Origin of the sequence: Methanomicrobium mobile BP (assembly GCF_000711215.1) — an archaeon.
Taxonomy (GTDB): domain Archaea; phylum Halobacteriota; class Methanomicrobia; order Methanomicrobiales; family Methanomicrobiaceae; genus Methanomicrobium; species Methanomicrobium mobile.
On record NZ_JOMF01000004.1, the window covers coordinates 305,625 to 328,162 of the forward strand.

At 50.8% G+C, this 22,538-nt stretch carries 22 protein-coding genes; 17 read left to right on the top strand and 5 right to left on the bottom strand.

The features are described from left to right. Positions 1-16 precede the first annotated feature (16 nt). The 11 genes from T502_RS01460 to T502_RS01510 all read left to right on the top strand — a co-directional run bounded on the left by T502_RS01460 (position 17) and on the right by T502_RS01510 (position 11,099). A complete protein-coding gene (locus tag T502_RS01460; protein WP_245597732.1) occupies positions 17-535 on the top strand; it encodes a hypothetical protein in 519 nt (172 codons plus the stop codon). Positions 536-899: 364 nt separating this feature from the next. Next, the gene (locus tag T502_RS01465; protein ID WP_042705287.1) at positions 900-1,223 is read left to right on the top strand and encodes a V-type ATPase subunit subunit G family protein; all 324 of its coding nucleotides are present in this window, start codon (positions 900-902) and stop codon (positions 1,221-1,223) included. After that, on the top strand, positions 1,216-3,189 hold the full coding sequence (locus tag T502_RS01470) for a V-type ATP synthase subunit I (protein WP_042705288.1): 1,974 nt from the start codon (positions 1,216-1,218) through the stop codon (positions 3,187-3,189). The genes T502_RS01465 and T502_RS01470 overlap by 8 nt, the downstream gene beginning before the upstream one ends. 159 nt (positions 3,190-3,348) lie before the next feature. Next, positions 3,349-3,600, top strand: coding sequence for an ATPase (locus T502_RS01475; RefSeq protein ID WP_042705289.1), 252 nt, complete (start codon positions 3,349-3,351; stop codon positions 3,598-3,600). Between the two features lie 30 nt (positions 3,601-3,630). Then, positions 3,631-4,209, top strand: coding sequence for a V-type ATP synthase subunit E family protein (locus T502_RS01480; RefSeq protein WP_042705290.1), 579 nt, complete (start codon positions 3,631-3,633; stop codon positions 4,207-4,209). Positions 4,210-4,221: 12 nt separating this feature from the next. Continuing rightward, entirely contained in the window at positions 4,222-5,280 is a 1,059-nt protein-coding gene (locus T502_RS01485) for a V-type ATP synthase subunit C (RefSeq protein WP_042705291.1), read from the top strand. A 1-nt stretch (position 5,281) separates the two neighbouring features. Further along, the gene (locus T502_RS01490) at positions 5,282-5,584 is read left to right on the top strand and encodes a V-type ATP synthase subunit F (protein ID WP_042705292.1); all 303 of its coding nucleotides are present in this window, start codon (positions 5,282-5,284) and stop codon (positions 5,582-5,584) included. Next, entirely contained in the window at positions 5,575-7,323 is a 1,749-nt protein-coding gene (locus tag T502_RS01495) for an ATP synthase subunit A (protein ID WP_042705293.1), read from the top strand. Before T502_RS01490 ends, T502_RS01495 begins: the two co-directional genes overlap by 10 nt. Before the next feature lie 5 nt (positions 7,324-7,328). Next, a complete protein-coding gene (locus T502_RS01500) occupies positions 7,329-8,702 on the top strand; it encodes a V-type ATP synthase subunit B (RefSeq protein WP_042705294.1) in 1,374 nt (457 codons plus the stop codon). An 11-nt stretch (positions 8,703-8,713) separates the two neighbouring features. Continuing rightward, complete coding sequence (locus T502_RS01505; RefSeq protein WP_042705295.1) at positions 8,714-9,343, top strand: V-type ATP synthase subunit D; 630 nt, start codon at positions 8,714-8,716, stop codon at positions 9,341-9,343. A 154-nt stretch (positions 9,344-9,497) separates the two neighbouring features. After that, positions 9,498-11,099, top strand: a complete 1,602-nt coding sequence (locus tag T502_RS01510; protein WP_042705296.1) for a phospholipase D-like domain-containing protein — start codon at positions 9,498-9,500, stop codon at positions 11,097-11,099. Positions 11,100-11,177: 78 nt separating this feature from the next. Here T502_RS01510 and T502_RS01515 read toward each other — a convergent pair whose 3' ends face one another. The 3 genes from T502_RS01515 to fae (T502_RS01525) form a co-directional block, all read right to left on the bottom strand. Continuing rightward, positions 11,178-12,092, bottom strand: a complete 915-nt coding sequence (locus tag T502_RS01515) for a PHP domain-containing protein (protein ID WP_052358969.1) — start codon at positions 12,090-12,092, stop codon at positions 11,178-11,180. Positions 12,093-12,265: 173 nt separating this feature from the next. Continuing rightward, positions 12,266-12,787, bottom strand: coding sequence for a formaldehyde-activating enzyme (gene fae, locus T502_RS01520; protein ID WP_042705297.1), 522 nt, complete (start codon positions 12,785-12,787; stop codon positions 12,266-12,268). A gap of 301 nt (positions 12,788-13,088) precedes the next feature. After that, positions 13,089-13,610, bottom strand: a complete 522-nt coding sequence (gene fae, locus T502_RS01525) for a formaldehyde-activating enzyme (protein ID WP_042705466.1) — start codon at positions 13,608-13,610, stop codon at positions 13,089-13,091. 214 nt (positions 13,611-13,824) lie between these two features. Between fae (T502_RS01525) and T502_RS01530 the strand changes: the two genes are divergently transcribed. Next, positions 13,825-14,541 (top strand): ABC transporter ATP-binding protein, encoded by a 717-nt coding sequence (locus T502_RS01530; RefSeq protein WP_042705298.1) that lies wholly within the window; start codon positions 13,825-13,827, stop codon positions 14,539-14,541. Between the two features lie 47 nt (positions 14,542-14,588). After that, positions 14,589-16,112: a hypothetical protein gene (locus tag T502_RS01535; RefSeq protein WP_042705299.1), complete on the top strand. Its 1,524-nt coding sequence runs from the start codon at positions 14,589-14,591 to the stop codon at positions 16,110-16,112. Between the two features lie 95 nt (positions 16,113-16,207). On the opposite strand, the gene serS is transcribed toward T502_RS01535, so the two are convergent. After that, the gene (serS, locus tag T502_RS01540) at positions 16,208-17,485 is read right to left on the bottom strand and encodes a serine--tRNA ligase (RefSeq protein WP_042705300.1); all 1,278 of its coding nucleotides are present in this window, start codon (positions 17,483-17,485) and stop codon (positions 16,208-16,210) included. A gap of 135 nt (positions 17,486-17,620) precedes the next feature. On the opposite strand from serS, the gene T502_RS01545 reads away from it, so the two are divergent. The 3 genes from T502_RS01545 (at position 17,621) to T502_RS01555 (ending at position 20,367) form a co-directional block, all read left to right on the top strand. Continuing rightward, positions 17,621-18,445 (top strand): nitroreductase family protein, encoded by an 825-nt coding sequence (locus tag T502_RS01545; RefSeq protein WP_169736968.1) that lies wholly within the window; start codon positions 17,621-17,623, stop codon positions 18,443-18,445. Positions 18,446-18,457: 12 nt separating this feature from the next. After that, positions 18,458-19,000, top strand: coding sequence for a YkgJ family cysteine cluster protein (locus T502_RS01550; protein ID WP_052358973.1), 543 nt, complete (start codon positions 18,458-18,460; stop codon positions 18,998-19,000). 143 nt (positions 19,001-19,143) lie between these two features. Continuing rightward, positions 19,144-20,367, top strand: a complete 1,224-nt coding sequence (locus tag T502_RS01555; protein ID WP_042705301.1) for a phosphoglycerate kinase — start codon at positions 19,144-19,146, stop codon at positions 20,365-20,367. Between the two features lie 36 nt (positions 20,368-20,403). Here the strand turns inward: T502_RS01555 and T502_RS01560 are convergent, their stop codons facing one another. Beyond that, positions 20,404-21,648 carry a homocysteine biosynthesis protein gene (locus T502_RS01560; protein ID WP_084172937.1) on the bottom strand — a complete coding sequence of 415 codons (1,245 nt, stop codon included), beginning with the start codon at positions 21,646-21,648 and terminating at the stop codon, positions 20,404-20,406. Between the two features lie 396 nt (positions 21,649-22,044). On the opposite strand from T502_RS01560, the gene T502_RS01565 reads away from it, so the two are divergent. Further along, on the top strand, positions 22,045-22,533 hold the full coding sequence (locus tag T502_RS01565) for a helix-turn-helix domain-containing protein (protein WP_042705303.1): 489 nt from the start codon (positions 22,045-22,047) through the stop codon (positions 22,531-22,533). Positions 22,534-22,538: the final 5 nt, after the last annotated feature.

The window sequence follows — 22,538 nt, forward strand, 5'->3', positions numbered from 1 at the left end:
ACTTTTTTATCGATTCATGACGGAATCGGAACTTTACCCGTTATACCGTGAATCGGATGCCGGAACCGACGGCGACGATGCCGCATATCTGCTGATATCGTCAACGAAGTCGCCGGCATTCATACTCATAGGGCAGGTAAGCAGGCGCTTTGCGCTGTGCATAGAACTTCAGGAGAGGGAAATCTGTCAGACTCTCATGGAAGGTGACATGGTAGCCGTCTCCGCTCCCGAAGGCGGGGAACTCCGCCATGCCGCAATGCTCCTTGAGCTTGTGCGCAGTTACCGCCAGCCGCTCCTCGTCCTTCCCAAAGATCATGCCGGATCGAAGAGACTCTCCATGGTGGTCTCCGCCGGCAACGAAATTATCCCTAAATGCACGATAATCCGCGGAACACATCCCGAGCAGAACGTCATCTGCTCCTCCGAAGAACTCTCGACACTGAGTTTTCATGCCTCAACCGACGGCGTGAAGGTCTCTTACCCGTCAAAAGAGATCTTCAAAGCCGAGATCATCAGATACTCGGACATATTCTGAAGACGCAACGGCATACACGGGTATCACGACATGTCCCATATCACGTATGGAGAATATCGGACGGGAAATCGCAATATTACATGGCATTATACCGCATTATGCCACAATATACCGCATTATACAAAATTACGTCACATTACGCGAGATTATGGCATATTACGCCCTCACGATAACGGTACAAAAAACGCGGCAGTAAAAAAACGTCAATTTTTTCATTTTTAAGGAAATTTTTCTCATTTGTATACAACATCATTCCGACAGTGAAAAAGAAGCCGAAATAATGACATTTTTACGCGCATAAAATGACAAACATTAATAGACTTCTTTTCAGATAATTTATGCATCGCCGTGAGAGGAGGGTTGGATGAAAACTGAGGTTCTCAAGAGCATCAAAGATTCAGAAGAAGAGTACAAAAAACTGATCAGCAATGCGCAGGAAGACAAAAAGCGAACAATCGCAAATGCCGAAGCGGAAGCTGAAAATCTGATTGAAAAAGCACAAAAAGATGCTGCAGAGTACAAGAACAAGCGTATCGCAGACGCACAATCCGATGCAAAATCAAAATCTGCACAGATTGTAAAGGACGGCTCGTCGATGGCTGAGGCCAAAAGACAGAAAGCAGCTGCTAACCTTGACAAAGCAGTAAACCTGCTTGTAGAACAGTTCAAGGTGAAGCTAAATGTTTAAAGTCCAGAGGATGAGCAAACTGCTCATCGCCGCGTCCAAAGATCAGCTTGACCCGATTGTACGTGAGTTGTACCGCTACAATATCTTCCATATCGAAGATTTTGTCGAACAGGACGCCGAAGGCTATGAAGGGTTCAGGATTGGCAAGCCAATGCCCAACGCATCAAAGACTTCCGGAGATCTGTTAAGGATACGTTCCATTGAAAACATCCTCGGCGCAAACGCCGACAATGCGGACAGAGGAACGCTTCAGAAAGCAGACGCTCTCCACAAGAGTATCGGAGATTCTCTCCCCGAGATCGAAAAGGAAGTCAATTCTCTTGTAGCAAAGAGAAACGATCTCGAATCGAAGGTTCGGGACTGCGATCAGAAGCTTGCGGACCTTGAAGCGTTCAGGGCATTTCCGTTTGACCTTTCATTGTTATCAGGCTATGAAGGTTTTGCCGCAATTGCAGGACATATCCCCGCGGATGTTGAACTGCCTTTCGACTGTGAAAAGTTCTTCACGAAAGAAAGCGAAGGCAATCTCTTAGTTGCTGTCATCCCGAGATCGAAAGTCGGCGAAGCGGAGACATTCCTTTCGGAGAAGGGATTCGTATCCGTCGCCATACCCAAAGAGACCGGTGAGGCAAAAGCAAGGATTGAAGGGTACACTCATGAGAAAAACAGTCTCAGCGATGAGATTGCAAAAATTAACGAGCAGATTGCTCAACTGAATGCAAAACACGCATCATTCATAGTGGCGTGCGATGAACTGCTCACGGCAGATGTGGAGCGTGCGGAAGTACCGCTCAGGTTCGCCACTACAGAACAGACCTTTGTAGCCGAAGGATGGGTTCCGTCCGACAAGGTGCAGAGTCTGACGGCTGACTTGGAGAGAGTTACCGGCGGCAAAGTCTCGGTAACCGAAGAGGAAGTCGATTACGAGAAAGAATCGGTGCCTATCGAATACGACAATCCCGACTTCTCAAAGCCGACCGAGGCTTTGATGGATATCTATTCTAGGCCGCAGTACAACGAATTCGATCCGACACTTCTTGTGTCGATAGTCTTCCCGTTATTCTTCGGATTTATCCTCGGAGATATAGCATACGGTCTTGTACTGTTACTGTTAAGTATCGGTCTGCGCGGCATGGTCAAAGACAGCATCGCAGGCAACCAGTTACTGGACGTTCTCAGAAACGCAAGTCTGACCAGTATATTCTTCGGAGTTTTATACAGCGAATTCCTCGGATTTGCATGTCCGTGGGAGCCGTTTATCATGAGCCGTCACTTCAGCATAGGCGTTGAAGGCGGACACGGTCCCGAAGCAATTATTCTCCTGATTGTAACCGCATGGATAGGTATCCTGCACGTGACACTCGGCAGAATACTTCACATAAGAAACCTGTATGTCCAGCTCCCGAAAGGCGAGCACAGGAGCAAACTTGTCTTTGCCCAGTTCGGCTGGATTATAGTTATGTGGGGAGTACTGCTTCTTATCTGGACGATAGCGGCAATTCCGCTGATGCCGGATCTTACGGCGGCTCCGCAGGTCGCAAACTTCAATGCGTTCCTTGTATTGGGTGCATTGATGATTGTTATCGGAATTATCGGTATCGGACGCGAATCCGCACTGGAACTCATGGAACTGCCCACAAACATCGTAAGTCATGTGCTCTCATACACACGTCTTGCGGCTGTGGGTCTTTCATCGGTCGCAATCGCGGCTGTCGTCAACTATATCTCAATCAAAATGATGATTGAACCCGGTATGGCTGACCTGAACGTGGTCGGAATCGTTATGATCGTCGCGGGTCTGGTAATATTCCTGCTCGGACATGTGCTCAACACGGCTCTGGGTCTCCTCGGAGGCGGTCTGCATTCCATTCGTCTGCATTACGTCGAGTTCTTCACCAAATTCTATCAGGGCGGAGGCAAGAAGTACATGCCGTTCGGAAAGATTCGCAAGTTCACCGAAGAGTAATTCAGGTTGGATAAGCACGTAACGAAGCGTAAACAACTGACAAACAGACAGAACAAAAACAAACCAAACAAGCAAACCCAACAAACAAAAACCGAAAAACAAAGAATAATCTGAAAAGATAAAAAAGGTTAGAAAACTCAGAAAAACGAGGTATTAATCATGGCAGTAGAAACAATGACAATTGAAGTAGCACAGGCATCCGCAGTCGGATTCAAAGCAATCGGTGCAGGTCTCGCAGTAGGTCTTGCAGGTATGGGTACAGGTCTCGCACAGCTCGGTATCGGCGGTGCGGCAGTAGGCGCAACGGCAGAGAACAAAGAGATGTTCGGTCTTGCACTTCTCTTCACGGTTATTCCGGAGACAGTCGTTATCTTCGGTCTTGTAGTTGCACTTCTCCTTCTCTTCACATAAAATTAAAAGGAATATCGGGAGTATTTGACAATGGCATTAGATGCTGTAGTCGGTGAAATAAGGAACAAGGGTCTCAACGAGGCAGCGGCTATCAACGCGGAAGCGAAAGCGGAGGCTGACAAGATATTGGCTGATGCAAACGCCAAAGCGGCGGCAATCAAATCCGCAGCGGAAGAAGAGGTCAAGCGTACGGTCGCACAGATTGACGCACGCGAAGTTGCGGCGGCAAACCTTGCCGTCAAGCGCGAAGTCCTCAACGCCGAGAAAGACCTTCTTGACAAGGTCTACACCGCGACGATTGACGCAATCAACGCTCTCCCCGACGATTTCCACAAGAAAGCAGTCAGAGAGCTTTGTAAAGCGGCAGCCAAGGAGATAAGCGAGGGCGTATTCTACTGCAATGCACGCGATGCACCTGCAGTCGAAGCGGCGATTTCCGAGCTTAAGACTCTGTCCAAGTTTACACTGGCAGGAACAAAAGAGATCTCAGGTGGCGTCATTGCCGAGAGCAAAGACGGGCAGCTTCAGCTGGACTTCAGCTACGGCGCTTATCTTTCAGACGTCTGGGAAACCGGACTCAAAGACGCATCCGAGGCTTTATTCAAGTAAGGAGGGAGAAAGATGGCTGCAGTAAATACTACAGGCCCGGCTCCCTACATATACGCCTGCACACGTATGCGTGTCCGCAAGGCCGCACTTCTTCCCCGCGAAGAATATATGCGTATGCTGAATATGGAGCTTCCCGAGATTACCCGTTTCATCGAAGAAACAAGGTATAAGGCAGAGATTGATGAGCTTGCCTCATCGTTCTCCGGAGTCGACCTTATGGAGAATGCACTTTCGTGGAATCTTGCAAAGGATTACCAGAAGGTTCTCGAACTGGTCCCGGGGCATCTCAAGCACTTTACCAAAGCGTATCTTCTGAAGTGGGATATCAGGAATGTGCTTACACTTCTCAGAGCCAAGATACAGGGAGCTTCCGTAGGCAAGATCAAAGAAATTCAGATACCCGCCGGCAGTCTCAACAGGACGGTGCTGGACAGACTGGACTCCGAAGATTCGACCGACAGAATCCTCGACGGCTTAAAGGGACACATGTTATACGGTGTCTTCGAGCGCGAGATGTCTGCCGCGGTTGAATCGGGTTCTTTCGCACGCATGGAAAACGAGCTCTACAAGGCATACTACTCAATCCTCTTAAAAGAGGCAAAGAGCGGTGTGAAAGGCGGAGCGGCTTTCCTCAAATATGTCAGGCTTGACATAGACACGAAGAACCTTGAGACCGTTTTCCGCGTAAAAGGCGAGAGCGACGGTGAAAAGATTCGCGAACTCATGATTGAGGGCGGAACCTTTACACTCGACGAGCTTGTCCGTTTTGCGGGTTCCGACTCTCTCGACGAGATGATCGAGACAATCAGGAAGAAACTCAATACGGAGGCTTTCGACTCCGCATTCGAGGCGGTCAAAGAGGCAAAGTCGTCACAGGGCGTAGAAATCGGTCTGATTAAGGCCAAACTTACCGAGATGGACAGAATATCAAAACTCTATCCGATGTCGGTTGCCCCCGTGATTGCGTATCTGGAATTAAAGAGCTACGAGGTTTCAAACCTTCGTGCACTTGCACGCGGAAAGGAATCGAACCTTCCCTCCGAGAGCATAGAGGCTTGTATGGTGGTGTGATATGGAGATAGCAGTAGTCGGAAACAGTGAGTTCATACTTGGCTTCCGCCTTGCCGGAATCCAGAAGACCTATGCCGCCGACAGTGACGAGTCACTTGTCGAGCAGGTCAACAGGGCAATGGGCGACAAGGACGTCGGCATTATAGTACTCAAAGGTGAAGATATGCAAAAACTCCCCTTCAGGCTTCGCACCGCGCTTTCGGAGTCTGTAAAGCCGACTGTCATCGCCATAGGCGGCGAGACGGGCGGACTTTCAATGAGAGAGAGAATTAAGAGATCAGTGGGTGTTGATCTGTGGAAGTAAAATCAAAGACAAAAGGAATTCTAAAAAGGATCTCCGGACCGGTCGTTACGGCTGTCAACTTCGACGCACACATGTATGATGTGGTCAGGGTTGGCAATGAACAGCTCATGGGTGAGGTCATCAAGATCGATGGCGACAAAGTTATCATCCAGGTTTACGAATCGACCGACGGTGTCCGCCCAGGCGAACCGGTAGAGAACACCGGACTTCCTCTGGCAGTTGAGCTTGGACCGGGTCTCCTGACAAGTATCTACGACGGTATTCAGAGACCTCTGGAAGTGCTCATGGAAAAGATGGGCAGTTTCATCGAACGCGGTGTTAACGCACCGGGTCTTGACCATGAAAAGAAGTGGGACTTTAAGCCCGTAATGAAGAAAGGCGACGAGGCAGCTCCGGGTGCCATCATAGGCGAGGTTCAGGAGACAAACATCGTAACCAAGATCATGGTGCCGCCGAACTTCAAGGGCGGAAAGATCACCGAGATCAAGAAGGGATCGTTCACGGTCGACGATATTGTCTGTAAACTCGATTCCGGCGAAGAGATCTGCATGATGCAGAAATGGCCGGTACGTGTCCCCAGACCCGTTATCGAGAAGAAGAACCCGGACGTTCCGTTACTTACGGGTCTTCGTATCCTCGACGGTCTCTTCCCCGTTGCAAAAGGCGGAACGGCGGCAATTCCTGGTCCGTTCGGTTCCGGAAAGACGGTTACCCAGCAGTCGCTTGCAAAGTGGTCCGATGCCGAGATTGTAGTCTATATCGGATGCGGTGAGCGCGGCAACGAGATGACCGAGGTTCTTACCGAGTTCCCCGAACTCGAGGACCCCAAGACCGGAAAGCCGCTCATGGAGAGGACGGTTCTTATCGCAAACACCTCGAACATGCCTGTGGCGGCACGTGAAGCATCGGTTTACACCGGTATCACAATCGCGGAATACTTCCGTGACATGGGATACGATGTCTCGCTCATGGCGGATTCAACCTCCAGATGGGCAGAGGCAATGCGTGAGATTTCATCGCGTCTCGAAGAGATGCCCGGTGAAGAAGGTTACCCGGCATATCTGTCGGCACGTCTCTCGGAGTTCTACGAGCGTGCGGGACGCGTTGAGGCACTCAACGGCAACATGGGTTCGATCACCGTTATCGGTGCTGTCTCACCTCCGGGCGGAGATTTCTCCGAGCCTGTTACGCAGAACACACTCCGTATCGTAAAGTGTTTCTGGGCACTGGATGCAAAGCTCTCGCAGAGAAGACACTTCCCGGCAATCAACTGGCTCAACTCATACTCGCTCTATCTGAACTCGCTCGGAAAATACTACGACGAGAAGATCTCGCCGGAGTTCAACCCGATCAGATCATGGGCAATGGAAGTTCTCCAGAAAGAGTCCGAGCTTCAGGAGATCGTTCAGCTCGTAGGTTCGGATGCACTGCCCGAGACCGAGCAGGTAACAATCGAGGTTGCACGTATGCTTCGTGAGGTCTTCCTCCAGCAGAACGCATTCGATGCCGTCGACGCATACTGTTCGATGGAGAAGCAGTTCGACATGTTAAAGGCAATCAGAAAGTATGCCGACCTTGCATACGCGGCTCAGAAAGCAGGCAGTCCGATTGCGGCAATCATCGCCGTCAAGTCGAAGAACGAGCTTGCACGTATCAAGTATGTCGCCGACTACAAGCCGGAACTCGAGAAGATTCTCTCCGATATGGATGCGGAATTCGTTAAGATCAGGGAGGCGTAATTCAGATGAAAGAATACCGAACAGTAACAAAGATTCAGGGACCTCTCGTATTCGTCGAGAAGACCGAGCCTGTTGCGTATGGTGAACTCGTAAACATCGTTCAGTCAGACGGAAAGGTAAAACGCGGTCAGGTTCTTGATACATCCGATGAGATTGTCTGTGTCCAGGTCTTCGAGTCCACGGCAGGTATCGGTAAGGATGCGGGTATCCGCTTTACGGGCGAGACCATCAAGATGCCGGTCGGCAGAGATATGCTCGGACGTATCCTCTCGGGTTCGGGTAAACCCAAGGACGGCGGCCCCGATATCGTCCCCGAGAAGAGACTTGATATCAACGGCGCGGCTATCAACCCGTATGCGCGTGCATCGCCTTCCGAGTTCATCCAGACTGGTATCTCGACAATCGATGCGACAAACACTCTTGTCCGCGGTCAGAAGCTGCCTATCTTCTCGGGTGCGGGTCTGCCCCACAACGAGATTGCTCTTCAGATTGCCCGTCAGGCAAAGGTGCCGGGTTCATCCGAAGAGTTCGCGGTAGTATTCGCTGCAATGGGTATCACAAAGGAAGAAGAAAACCAGTTCATGGCAGACTTCGAGCGTACCGGTGCTCTCGAGCACGCTGTCGTTTTCCTTAACCTCGCTGACGATCCTGCAGTCGAGCGTTTCATCACCCCGCGTCTTGCACTTACAACCGCAGAATACCTTGCATTCGAGCTTGGTTTCCATGTCCTGGTTATCTTAACCGATATGACCAACTACTGTGAGGCACTGCGTCAGATTGGTGCGGCACGTGAAGAGGTACCGGGAAGACGCGGTTATCCGGGTTACATGTATACCGATCTTGCATCTCTCTACGAGCGTGCGGGTATCATCAAGGGCAAGAAAGGCTCGGTTACCCAGCTCTCGATTCTGACGATGCCGGGCGACGATATCACACACCCGATCCCCGACCTGTCGGGTTACATCACGGAAGGTCAGATTGTGGTTAACCGTGAACTTCACAGAAAAGGTATCTACCCGCCGATCAACGTCATGCCGTCGCTTTCACGTCTGATGAACCTCGGTATCGGTCCCGGAAAGACACGTGAGGATCACAAGAAAGTCTCCGATCAGATGTATGCGGGTTACGCCGAGGGTGTGGACCTTCGCGGACTTGTCGCCATCGTCGGTAAGGATGCACTTTCCGAGCGTGACCAGCGCTTCCTCGAGTTCGCGGATGCGTTCGAGGACAAGTTCGTCCGTCAGGGACACGACGAAGACCGTTCAATCGCCGATTCGCTCGATATCGGATGGCAGCTTCTCTCGGCACTTCCAGAGGAACAGCTTACACGTATCGACCGCGATCTTATTCAGAAGTACCACCCGAAGTACAGAAAATAAGGTGATCTGATATGGCGCTTAATGTAAAACCGACACGTTCCGAGCTTATCGATATGAAGAAGAAGATCAAGCTCTCCGAACGCGGTTACAACATTCTCAAGATGAAGCGCGACGGACTTATCCTTGAGTTCTTCAAGGTGCTCGAAGACGCTAAAAAGAGCCGCGGTGCTCTTGTCGAGGGCTATGACCGTGCAACCAAGATGATTGCGGTTGCAAACACGGTTGAGGGTTCAATCAGAGTAAAGGGTGCTGCAATGGCGGTTAAGGAAAACCCGCAGATTACTTTGAAGGAGAAGAATATCATGGGCGTTGTCGTCCCCGATATTGAGGCTTCTTCCGTAAGAAAGACGGTTACCCAGCGCGGTTACGGTGTTCTCGGATCGTCGCCGGTTATCGATGATACCGCGGATGCTTTCGAGGAACTTGTCGAGGCCATCATAGAGGCGGCTGAGATCGAGACCACCATGAAACGTCTTCTGGACGAGATTGAGTCAACAAAACGCCGTGTAAATGCTCTTGAGTTCAAGGTTATCCCCGAACTTAAGCAGGCACGTGACTTCATCAAGATGAGACTTGATGAGATGGAAAGGGACGAACTAGTTCGTCTCAAGAAAATTCGGGCAAAAAGCCAGGCAAAATAATTTTTTTGCCTTTTTTACCGATTTTATCAGTTTTGATTTTTTTTTGCTGTTTCGTTTTTTGCTGTTTTGTTTTTTGCTGTTTTACCTTTGACTGTTCTAAGCATTGGCATATTCAATGAGACTAAATAATTCATCCGCGTAAATACTCTTACCTATGATAACGGATCTCATCGTACTGTTATTCGAAGTGTTTCTGGCGTTTCTGGTACCCATAATAATCATTGTCGATATAATCTTCGGGTTTATCGTCGTGTTTGTCGAGAGGAAAAGCCCTCACGCCACGATGGCGTGGCTGATGATACTCTTCTTTATTCCGATACTCGGAGTAATTCTCTACATCTTCTTCGGTCAGTCCTTCTACCACGACAGGATGTTTGAAGATCTCGGGGAAACCGAACGCAGGATAAAAGAGTTTCTGACCTGGCAGAAAAATGATCTGGACTCGGAAGATTCTCCGGTATATCAGCATATGCCGCACCGGTACAAGGGTCTTGTCAGGATGATTATGGATGACGACGGTTCTCCGATTACCGTGAACAACGCGGTTAAAATCTACTCGGACGGCAACGAAAAATACAAAGACCTGATAGAAGACATATACGCGGCAAAAGACAGCGTCCATATGGAGTATTATATCCTCAAGGACGATGAAATAGGGCGCGAAGTCTTTAAGGCGCTGACACAAAAGGCATCCGAGGGTGTGGAAGTCCGCTTCCTCGGCGATGCACTCGGGTGTGCGGGTCCGCGAAGGTCTTTCTTTAAGCCGCTCCTTAATGCCGGCGGCAAAGTGGCTTTCTTCTTCCCCTCGCTCATACGCCTGAATCATCCGCGTATCAACTACCGCAATCACAGGAAGATTGCGGTTATCGACGGCAAAATCGGTTTCATCGGCGGATACAACATCGGCGACGACTACTTAAGCCGCATACCTAAGTGGGCGCCGTGGAGGGATGCCGCGGTCAGAGTCACGGGTGACTGCGTCTACTCGCTTCAGTCCAGATTCCTTCGAGACTGGAATTATGCGACCCGCAAAAATGCCGATTACAACCTTCTCTCATGCACAAACGAGGAACTGGAGAGGTATTTCCCCAAGATTTCCGAGAGAGTCGATACCTACATGAATAATAAAGAGGGCGGCGCGGATTCCGTCGGCGATGCCGCTGCGGATAAGAATGCGCCGGATGAATCCGTTCGTTCGGGCATTGCGGGCGTTCCCGCTCAGATTGTGTCGGGCGGTCCCGATACCTACTGGAATCCGATAAAGGACATGTATGCGAAGATGATATCGCTTGCGACGGACTCGATCTATATCCAGACGCCGTATTTCGTGCCCGACCAGACCATTCTCGAATCCTTAAGAATGGCGGCGCTCTCGGGCGTGGACGTAAAGATAATGTTCCCATGCAAACCCGACCATATCTTTGTCTACTGGGCGGGATACTCCTATCTGGAGCAGTTGTTTGACGCCGGCGTCAGGGTCTTTGTCTGGAAGGAGGGTTTCATTCACGCAAAGACCATAGTGGTCGACGATAAATGCGGCTCCATAGGCAGTGCAAACTGGGATATCCGAAGTTTCAAGCTGAATTTCGAGTCGAACATAATCATGTACGACGAAAATGCGGCAAAGACCATGAAGGATCTCTTCATAAAAGACCTTGAGTTCTGCGAGGAACTGACACGGGAGAAGATAGATGCCCTTCCGTTTATTACAAGGGTAAAACTCTCGATATCCCGCATATTCTCGCCGGTTCTCTGAGTCAGGTTTTCTGAGTCTCCCAAAGACTCAGACCTTTTTTTATTTTACACCGTTCCCGATTACCTATGTTACCCGTCGTTACTCTTTCTTTTCCTTAACGTCGTGAATGATCTTATGCGCATTGTAATGCGATATAATGGCGTCTTTGGCGCCGGGGATAAAACTCCACGCGATTACCGCGGCGGTTGCGCTCTTATGTGCGGGGTTGTCGGATCTGCCGATGACGATATTTTCATGCCGTTTAACGGCGTTTAAGTGCTCTTCGACACTCTGAGTCCCGTATGTGCCGCAGAGAACGCTTCCGACATCGCAGAGAAGGTGAGCGTCCGAGCCGCCGGTAAACGAGATTCTGCCCGAAAGCGCATGTTCCCTTGCATATCCGATGGATTTTAGGTTGAGCCCTTTTACCATTCCGCCGCAGATGGCTTCGATGCCGTCGAGGTGATCAAGAACGCCGTTATCCAAGGTGCCGTTGAGCAGGCACTTCAAGACGCCGCGGTTTATGCCGTAGTATCCGAACGGGTGTGCGGCGACCCGAAGGCAGTCGAAATCCTCCGCGAGAATAAGCGTATCAATGACCCGCAGATGCTTTCTCAGAGTCGGCGAGAGCTTCATCATCTCGGTGCATAGTCTGCTGTTGTATTCGCAGAGGTCATCCGCCGTGTAGAAATAGAGAAGAAGATGCGGTCCTTCGCGGGTCTCGAGTTCGACGGCGGGTATTATCATGGGACCGGCGCCGTCATGATAGGAGCCGTGCAGACATTTCTCCGCTTCGATAACGCCGCCAATCACATTGTGATCCGTGATTGCCGAGTTTATGCCGCGATCTTTGAGGTATTCGATGAGGTGCGGGACCTTCGTAAGACCGTCGGAGTGATTTGTGTGCAGATGCATGTCAAAGAGCGTATAACCTTCGTTTCTGAGTGACCCGATATCGGGATGCTCGAAAAGTATCGTTCCGTACGGAGTTTTCGGCGATGTTTTCGGCGGCATTTTGAAGGCTCTTTAGAGTATATGTGAGCAGAAATTTTATGAAACTTCTCATACGGGCATATGCCGTCCCGTGATTCGGTTTCGAAAAAAGTAGTGCGGGCGGATTAAGATACAGGCAAAATGCCGTCTTAATCCGATGTATTTCCTAAAGCAATCGAAAATTATCGAACGCTTCAGTTGAACGGGTGAACAGCCGCGTCCTTCTTGGCGAGGATCTCGTCTACCGAAGGTTCGCCGTTTACCGCACGCTTGATTGCGAGCTTGACAGCCTCATAGTTCCAGTCGTGAATCTTCTTCTTGTCCTTCGCATCCCATTCGATGAAAACCGATGCAATGATGAGGAGGTCATCCGCTTTGTCCTTCGGAATTATGCCTTCCTTGACACAGTCCATGACTGCCATTGCCACGGCATGCTGCGCCGGTCCGAACATCAGAATAGCCTGATTTGCGTGCTTCATCGTGACCTTGTTTATCATCAGCGTCTCGGGCTTTGTCGGCAGATTCGGGGTGACGACCGCCAGAAGCGGCGTGTGTCCCCTGTTCGGCGATGCCAGAGCGTTTACGAATGCCGTTTCCACACTGCTCCCCTTCGGTCCCATAACCAGATCAATGTGAGCCACTTCGGGTCCTTCGCCTACGAGCGCTTCTCCGATTAATACGCGGTCAAATTTTGATTTTTTGTATGTATCAGTCATAATATACCATCCTTGCAGGTTTTTGCGATTACCCTTGCGTTTTTGAATCCTGCTTAACCTGCTTAATTTGTTACTGCTGCATACTGCTATAAATAAGAGTTGATGGGGTCGGTTATACGGATATATAAGGCGAAAGATCGGAGAAGTTCACTTCTCCTTTTAATATTTCAAAAAAACAGAATGACTTTTTAAAATCAGGCATGTCGGCGGTTAATTGCTGCCGCCGACAATCCGACATTTTTTTGTGTCGTGGTTTTGCCGTTGTTTCGTTGTTTGTTGTAATATCGTAATATCGAACGCTTCAGTAGAACGGGTGAACAGCCGTGTCCTTCTTTGCGAGGATCTCGTCTACCGAAGGTTCGCCGTTTACCGCACGCTTGATTGCGAGCTTGACAGCCTCATAGTTCCAGTCGTGAATATTCTGTCTGTCTCTCGCATCCCATGAGATGAAGACCGAGACTATAATGAAAAGGTCGTCCGCCAGATCCTTAGGAATCGTGCCGTCGGCGACACAATCCATGACCGCCATTCCTACCGCATGCTGCGCTGGTCCGAACATGCGAAGCGCCTGTTTTGCGCGTTTCATCGTAACCTTGTTTACCATAAGCGTTGCGGGTTTCGCCGGCAGATTCGGGGCTACGATTGCCAGAAGCGGCGTGTGTCCCCTCTGCGGCGATGCCAGAGCGTTTACGAATGCGGCTTCCACACTGCTTCCTCTCGGTCCCATGACGAGATCGATATGCGCCACTTCGGGTCTTTCTCCGACAAGAACTTCAGCGTATAACACACGGTTAAATTTTGATTTGTAATCTGTATCCGTCATAATCATTCCCCTAACATACAGGCATCAGCAATCCTATGATGTTCTTCCTGCGTTATTTTGCTAATACAACTTACACATATATATAAGAGTCGGTTAACAGAGCCGGTTTTCGCCGTTATATGGGGAACGATTTCAGCTTTCGGTACCGGCATTATACCCTAATCGATTATCTTTATAATTCCGCAGGTAAATGAGAAGATATGGAGCAGGTTACATGGAGTCGGTTATCGAAGCGCAAGGTCTGACAAAGGATTACGGGGAACTGCGTGCCGTCGACGGCGTCAGTTTCAGCGTGCCGAAAGGTGCCGTTTTCGGTCTTCTCGGTCAGAACGGATCGGGAAAGACGACGATTATCAAGATGCTCACGGGGCAGGTGAAGATTACCGAAGGTGATTGCAGTATCCTCGGCGTATCACCCAAGGTCGACCCCGTGAGAGTCCGAAGTCTTATCGGAATCATACCCGAACAGGAGACGCCGCCGAGTTTTCTCACGTCGATTGAATATCTGCAATTCGTGGGCAGGATTCGCGGCATTCACGGAATTGACGAAAAAGCCGAATTCTGGTTTGATTTCCTCGACTTCGCCGACAAAAAAGACGTCCTCTGCAAAGACCTCTCACGCGGAACCCGCCAGAAACTTATGTTTGCGCAGGCGTTTCTGGACAGCCCCGAGGTTGCCGTCATCGACGAGCCGCTCATCAATCTCGATCCCGTCATGCAGAGAAAGGTCAAGGATTTCCTCAAAAGCTACACGAAAGAGGGGCGCACCGTCTTTATCTCCACGCATATCCTTGAGAACGCACAGGAGATCTGCGACAGCTTCGCCGTTCTGCACAAAGGCTCTCTTCTCTACACGGGAAGTGTCGCCGAACTGAACGAAAAGGGCAAAAAACTCGACGATCTCTTCCTTGAGCTCGTCAACCGCGCCTGATGCACGGAGATGAAGAGGTTACATAACTCATAACTCGGGGGATAAAGATGTTTGAGATATTTGTCTGCATGCTTAAGGAAGAGTGGCGCATGCACTCGACGCTCTTCGGCAATCTGAACTTCGCGCTCTTTCCGATTCTGATATTCGGCATGGCGTTCATGGGCACCTTCCTCATACCGTTTACGTCAAGGCTCATGGACGTAAACATGCTCGCGGTCTCGATTCATTCGATGTACTGCATAATGGGTCTGATGGTCGGCTCGTTCGGAATCATGGGCAAAGAGATGATGAACCGCAGATTCGGTCAGGGCAGTCTGCTGATTCATTCGGCAAGGAGTCTGCCGATATCCGAGCGGCGGCTCTTCGGCAACTTCGTCGTCAAGGACACGCTCTATTACTTCATGCTCTGGATACTGCCGTTCTGTCTGGGATTTCTGATTGCGTCGCCGTTCAACGCGATATCGATTCATTATCCGCTTCTGATGTTTGTCACCGCAAGTCTGGCGTTTCTTACCGGCATGTGCACGGTATTTATCCTATCGTCCGTTTACTCGAGGAGCAGGGCGGCGCTCTACGCCGTAATCATTCTTGCATTCGCCGCATTCGTTGCGCTTTACCTTATCAGCGGCGATATCATGAGGGTAATGCGGCTCTTCATGCTGCCATCGGAGATATTCCTCAACTTCTCATTCCCGCTCCTCATCATATCGGCGGCGGTAATCATCGTCCTGTTTATCCCCGCGATATTCCTCTTCTCCCCCGAGACTCATGCCGGAGAAAAAAGATACGTTGCCGTTCTCTGTCCGCTTTACGACCGCCTGAGCCGGTTGCCGTTTATTCGCGGCGGAATCGATGCGGAGAAGGTATCCGCATCCGCGACATCGGGGGCATCGGCGCCCGCGGCATCCGAAAAGGACTTTGTCTATGCCGCGGCTCAGAAAGAGCTTACCATCATCGCGAAGGACTTCATCGACCTTCACAGGAGCGGCATAGGTATAGGACAGACACTCTTCTCGTTTGTTCTGCCCGTCGGTCTCATATGGCTTGTTCTCTCGGTGCTCTCCGATGTTCTCCGACCCGAGCAGATATTCATGGTAATTGCGGCGGTAACGGGAATAATAGCCTCGACCATGTACACGTGGCTCACCGAGTTCGAGTCGTTCTCGGCATATCTCTTCCTTCCCGTAAAGGTCTCCTCGATAATCCGCGCCAAGATAATGACTTTCAGCGTGCTTCACGTCGTTCCCGCGGTATTTCTGATAGTCATTGCCGCCGTCACGGGCGTTTTGGCATCGGCGGTATTCGCAATTGTATTCGCCTTTTCGGTATCATACTATGCGCTCGCGATAATGGTGCGCTATTCGGGGCTTTCGCCGTCGCTGATGCTCTACAGCGCCTCTTTCTTCCTGCGATACTCGCTCTTTCTCATGCCGCCCGTAATTATCCTTCTGGGGCTTGCGTTTATCGCAACCGGGTTCTCGCTTGCGGCGCTGATACTCATAATTCCGTCGTATTTCCTGCTCAAAGGCAGTTTTGAAAAATGGGACAGGGAAGACCTGCCGGGATTCTGAAAAAAAAGAATTTTTTTTGTTTTAGTTTTAGTTTTAGTTTTATTTTTGATTTTTTTGTCTGCCGAACTGTTTCTTTGTTTTATTCTTTTATTTTCTCAGAGCGTCTCGGCGCCGTTCATGTACTTGCGCAGGGCTTCGGGTATGACGACCGTTCCGTCCTCTTCCTGATAATTCTCGATGATTGCGCGAACCGTCCTCGTGGTCGCAACCGCCGTACTGTTGAGGGTGTGCAGGAAGTGCTTGGTCTCGAAGTCATGCGCATCGCGGACGCGGATGTTCAGCCTGACCGACTGATATGCCGTACAGTTCGAGCAGGAAACAACCTCGCGGTATGACTGTTCGCGCGGCATCCAGACCTCGATATCGTATTTCTTTGCCGCAACCGTTCCTATGTCGCCGGTGCAGATATTGACGACATGATACGGCAGACCCAGCGTCCGGAAGAAGTCCTCGGCGTTCTTGAGGAGTTCCTCGTGCATCTTCCATGAATCCTCCGGCATACAGTAGATGAACTGCTCGACCTTGTTGAACTGGTGAACCCTGAAGAGTCCTTTCGTATCCAGACCGTGAGAGCCGATTTCGCGTCTGAAACAGGGGCTTACGCCCGCAAGTCTGAGGGGAAGCTGTTTCTCCTCGAAGATCTCGTTCATGTACATCGCAGCCATCGGGTGCTCGCTCGTGGCAATCAGGAACTCGTCGTCGCCGTCTATCTTGTACATTACGTTCTCGAAATCAGCCAAATCGGTAACTCCCTCGTAGGCGGCGCGGTTCATCATGAACGGCGGCAGAATGGTGGTAAAACCGCGTTCGGTCAGCATGTCGAGGGCAAGGCGCTGGAGTGCGAGATCGAGAAGCGCCGCATTTCCTTTGAGGATATAGAATCCCGAGCCGGAGATCTTTGTCGCACGCTCGAAATCGGCAAGCCCTTTCTCGATGAGAAGTTCGCCGTGGTTCTTTATCTCGTATGCGGGAACCTTAGGCTCTCCCCATCTCTTTACCTCGACGTTCTCGGTGTCGTCCTTGCCGACGGGCACGCTCTCGTGGAGGATGTTGGGGATACGCATTCTGTAAAACTTAATCTTCGCGTTTATCTCCTCAATCTCCTTCTCGTATTCCTTAATCTTCGAGGGAAGGGTCTTTGCTTCCTCGAGGAGAGGTGCGATGTCGCCGCCCGCCTTGCGTGTCTCGTTGATCTCGCGGTTGATGACGTTTCTGCGGTTTCTCATCACATTTAACTCGGTCTGCATCTTCCTCGATCTCTCGTCCTTCTCGAGAAGATCGTCAATCCATGCGAGTTTTTCGGCATCGCCGCGCTTTCTGAGGTCGGCTCTTACAATCTCGGGATTGTTGCGTATAAATTTCAGTTCAAGCATAACTTCCCTTACTATATGTCAATAATACAGGTTATATCTTTGCGGCAGTGTCACGGCATACCGCATCATACGTCCACATCCGCCGACATTCGACCGCACATAGCTTTATTGTGCTCAATCTTTGAATATATAACCATGAGTCTGTTCAATCTTGACAGAGAGAAATGTATCAGCTGCGGTCAGTGCGTGGAGATATGCGCAAGCAACCTTCTTGTTATGAAAGATACCGAGTATCCCGCGATGCGTGAGGGCATGGAGGAAAGATGCCTGAAATGCGGTCACTGCGAGGCGATATGCTCCGGCGGTGCCATCGATATAGAATACGAGGGTGCGGGAGCCGTGCCGGATGTCAGCGGCGTCAAAGGCGAGATCGGCTACGAAGAGTTTGCCAAACTGGCATTTTCGCGCCGCTCCTTGAGGAACTTCAAGAGCAGGGCAATCGAGCGCGAGAAACTCGAAAAACTCTTTGATATTGCAAGGTATGCGCCGACGGGGGTCAATATCCAGTCGGAGTCATGGATTGTCATCAACGACCGCGAAAAGGTTGAAAAGATTGTCGACGCCATAATCGGATGGGCAAAGGCGGTCATGGAAAACCCGCCGAACGAGATGATGAAAGGTCTCTGCGAGCATCTTATTGCCGCAAGAGAGGCGGGAAAAGACCCGATATGCCGCACGGCACCGTGCCTCATCGTGGCTTATGACAGGGCAGAGAACACGTTTGCGCAGATAAACTCGGTCATTGCGCTTGCCCAGATGGACCTTGCGGCGCAGACACTGGGTCTGGGAACCTGCTGGGGCGGTTTCGTTCAGATGGCGGCATCCGCATCCCCGCAGGTCGCAAAGCTCATCGGCATTCCCGAAGGTTTCGCCCCGCAGTACGCACTCATGGCGGGCTACCCGAATATTGAGTTCAAAAGGATTCCCAAGCGAAATACCGCAAGAATCATGTGGAAATAAGCGCGGTGAAGAATGGTCTTCGATTGCCTTCAGTGCGGCGAATGCTGCAGTTATCTCGGACAGGTGCACACCCTCGTAAAGCAGATCTCGGATACGCAGTTTCTGGTCAGGAACGAGTATACGAATGTCGAGGATGTCGTGACTCTTGACCCCGACAAGACGGACTGGTTCGCCGACAGGAGCATATACGAGATCTGGCCCGAAGCCTGCCCGTTCCTTCGTCCCGACCCGAATATGCCTGGGAGGATATGCTGCAGCGTTCACCTCACGCGCCCGGAGATGTGCCGAAGTTACGGCTGCTGGAGGGTTCTTATCCTCGACGGCGACGGAAAACTTGTCGGCAGAATCATGGGTCCGCATTTCCTGCGCTCCGAGGATGAGGAACTGCACAGGTTCTGGGACGCGAACATAAAAGACCTGAAATGCGATACGCACGCGGAATGGGACAAAAAGACCTTTGAGATCCTTGAAAGGCACGGATACAGGATAACGGACACCGTCCCCGCCGATATCAGAGAGCGGCTCGATATCGCCTGCGGCATCGTGCACGAATAATACCAATAATACCAATTATACCAATAATACCAATATACTTAATGACCAATACTTAAGCACAATAATCGCGACCGTATAAGAAGAATATCCATAAATTTTGTATCTCTTCCTGCACGAAAACGGGCATTTACAGGTGTATATTGATGAAATTCGGAACACTGGATGATATCGAGACGGACAACAGGACAGTTCTTCTGCGCGTTGACTTCAATTCCCCGATTGACCCCGCGTCCAATATTATCTTGGATGACAAAAGGTTTCGCGAGCACGCTCCGACCGTGAAGAATCTCGCGGACGCGAAAGTCGTAGTACTTGCGCATCAGAGCCGCCCGCAGAAGAAGGATTTCACTGACCTGTCCGCGCACGCACAGAGACTCGAACGCCTGATCGGTCGCCCCGTGACCTATATCGACGATATCTTCGGGAAACATGCGCGTGACAGCGTGAAGATGATGGATGCCGGCGATGTCATAATGCTCGAAAACGTGCGCTTCAATGCCGAAGAGAACATCAAGATGTCCCCCGAAGATGCCATGAACACCCACCTTGTCCGCGGTCTCTGTGCCATGGGGGATGTCTACGTAAACGATGCTTTCGGAACGGCGCACCGCTCCCAGCCGACGATTGTCGGAATTCCGTATGCCATGAAGTCGGTTGCCGGAACGCTCATGGAAAAGGAGGTGCGTGCGCTCTCGCGGGTCTTCACGGACGCTCCCAAACCCGTCACTTTTGTCCTCGGCGGCACCAAGGTCGATGATTCGATTAATGTCGCTCAGAACGTCCTCGAACGCGGTATCGCCGACCGCGTCGTCATTGTCGGCGTCGTCGCCAATGTCTTCCTGCTCGCCAAAGGTATCGATATCGGTGCCCCTTCTGCCGGACTCATAGAAAAACTCGGATATAACGGTGAGATTGCGAAAGCCGCAGATATTCTGCACAAATTCGCCGATAAGGTAATCCTCCCCGACAATGTGGCAATCAAGAACGCCGAAGGCGTCCGCGAAGAGGTCGACGTGAAGGATATCCCGAAGGACTGTCCCGTTCTGGATCTCGGTCTGGATTCCCTTGTCACGTTCACGGAACAGGTCAGAAGTTCGGGAACGGTCGTCTTTAACGGTCCGGCGGGTCTCTTTGAGGACGAAGTTTATTCTACGGGAACATACGAACTTCTCAAAGCCGCAGCCGAATCGGAATTCTCTGTCGTCGGCGGCGGTCATACCGCGGTCGTTGTCGAGTCCCTCGGTATCGACGACAAGTTCAGCCATATCTCCACGGGCGGCGGTGCCTGCATAGAGTTCCTTACCGGCAAGAAACTCCCCGCAATTTCCGCGCTAGAGAAGAGCTGGGAACTTTACGGGAATAAATAAAATTTAAAAAAATTCAAAATATTAAAAAAACGTTTTTCAGTCGATTGTGAACTCTCCGTCCTCAATCATCTCTTTCAGTATTTCGCAGAGTTCCTCGGCACGTCTCCTGTCGGAAAGTCTCAGTTTTATGGGGATGCTCATGCCTTCTTTAATGCCTTCCTTAATGCCTTCTTTAATCGTGATATTGCCCGGATTCATCGAATAGACCTCGCCCGGGCAGGTATTGAGACATCTGCCGCAGGATATGCATCGCGACTGAATTATGCCGCCGCCGAGGATGACGGCTTTTCGCGGGCAGAGTGAACCCGCGGGGCAGCCGCCGCAGTAGAGGCAGTTTAATGGATTTACCTCGATGCTCCGGTCGGCATCCTGCCACACGGCGTCGTAACCGGCATCGCCGACATGAACCGATTTATCGAGGTCGATAACGGGCAGGGGTATATCTTTGTCAGGAACGGAGAGTGCCGCCATCGATTCGGAGTCGAGGACGGGGATTGCGACGGCAACCGCGATAACCGATTCCCTACCCGATTTTGTGGCAAGTCCCCCCATAAACTCCGGCATCATGTCTTTAATATCGGCGCTGACCGAGAGTGATGGTCCGCCGACCTTTACTCCGGCAAAAACACCTTCCGAGTCTTCGCCGTCGTTTATCGCCGTAATCGTGCCGATGATGCCGTTTACGAGGATTTTTGTCCCCACTCCCATTGATCGCAGGTCGGGATCGTTTACGAACGGAGTTATCTCGCCGCAACCGTATACGAATGCCTCGGAGAAGTCCGCTCCGAGCGGCTGGAAGAGATGCTCGTTCTTCAGGGGTTTTTCGCCGCCGTTGACAAGAGCACAGCCGTTTTCGCCGGCGCCGATACATGCGTACAGCCTCGCGGAGACGATGTCCTCTGGGAAGATTATGTCCTCGAGGATTCCGTCTTTTCCGTTGACCGCGATCTCTATCTCTTTTCCCTCGGCGATATCGCGGAGAAGGTCGCCGGTGCAGTAATTCTTCGGGATTGTCTCCGATGTTCTGTCGGGGGATACCGCCGCGGCTTCAACCGTGACCTCCATCGAACCGTCATCGTTTACCTTTCCCCTGATGCATTCGATGCCGTTGAGCGAGATTGACGTACAGTCACGGTAATCGGCGCCGCCAACCGCGGGTATGGTCATTACGGCACTTATGCCCGATATAACCGCGCAGGTTGCGCACGTGACCAAATCAACGTCCCGAAAGTTCGGGGTTTTTCCTTCGCGAACGGCATTTTTAAACTCCGCCGCCGTCATTACAACGGCGGTTCCCGCCGCTATCTTCTCATTGATCTCCGAGATCGTCCTCTTCTCCTGCGTAAATATCTCCCCTGAGATTTTCTTCTATATGGTATCGTCTCATTATCATTCTATTGTTTCGGTAAAGTTTCGGTAAAACTGCGCTTCCCGCAGTGAAACGGTGCATGGTGCGGCTGCGGCATGAGATAATTCTCACGCGGCAATAATGATATTAAAAGTGTCTTAAGATGTTCTTTTGGCACTTTTCGGCAGATATAACTTTTTTGACGGTTGCCCGCAAAGTTTTCAATAATTTCCCATTCACAAATACAATTGGATTAATTCACAAAGTGTATAGATACATACAGGTAATTTTTTAATCTATTGAGCCATACTTTATGGAAGGATGATCTGATGTTTTCCAAGAGAATTTTCGATATAGGTTTCAAGGATGCACTTGACGAAGAGCTTTCCCGAAAAGGAATCTCCATAAAAGAACTTGCCGAGCTTGCCAATATTCCGCCGGCGACAATATACAAGATAACATCAGGTGACCGCGACCCGCGTTTCTCGACGATTCAGGCGATTGTTGCCGCGCTTGAGCCGAACGAAAACCGCTTTGTGGCGGTTATCGCCGCCAAATTCCTTCTTGACGAGGTTGAATCGCAGATGGTCAAGATAGGCGATCGCGAATACAAAGTAAAGGGCTATCCCGCATACACGATGGAAGAGTGCATTGTCTCGGCAGTCCGCGCCGAAAAAGAGGGGGCTTCGGGAATCGTCTGCGCTCCCATACTGGCGTCAATCATCGAGAAGGTCGTCGATGTTCCAGTCGCAATCATGAAACCCGAGGTCGGGACGATCATCGGTGCACTCCAGTCCCTCAATCACAGAGTATTATAGATTTA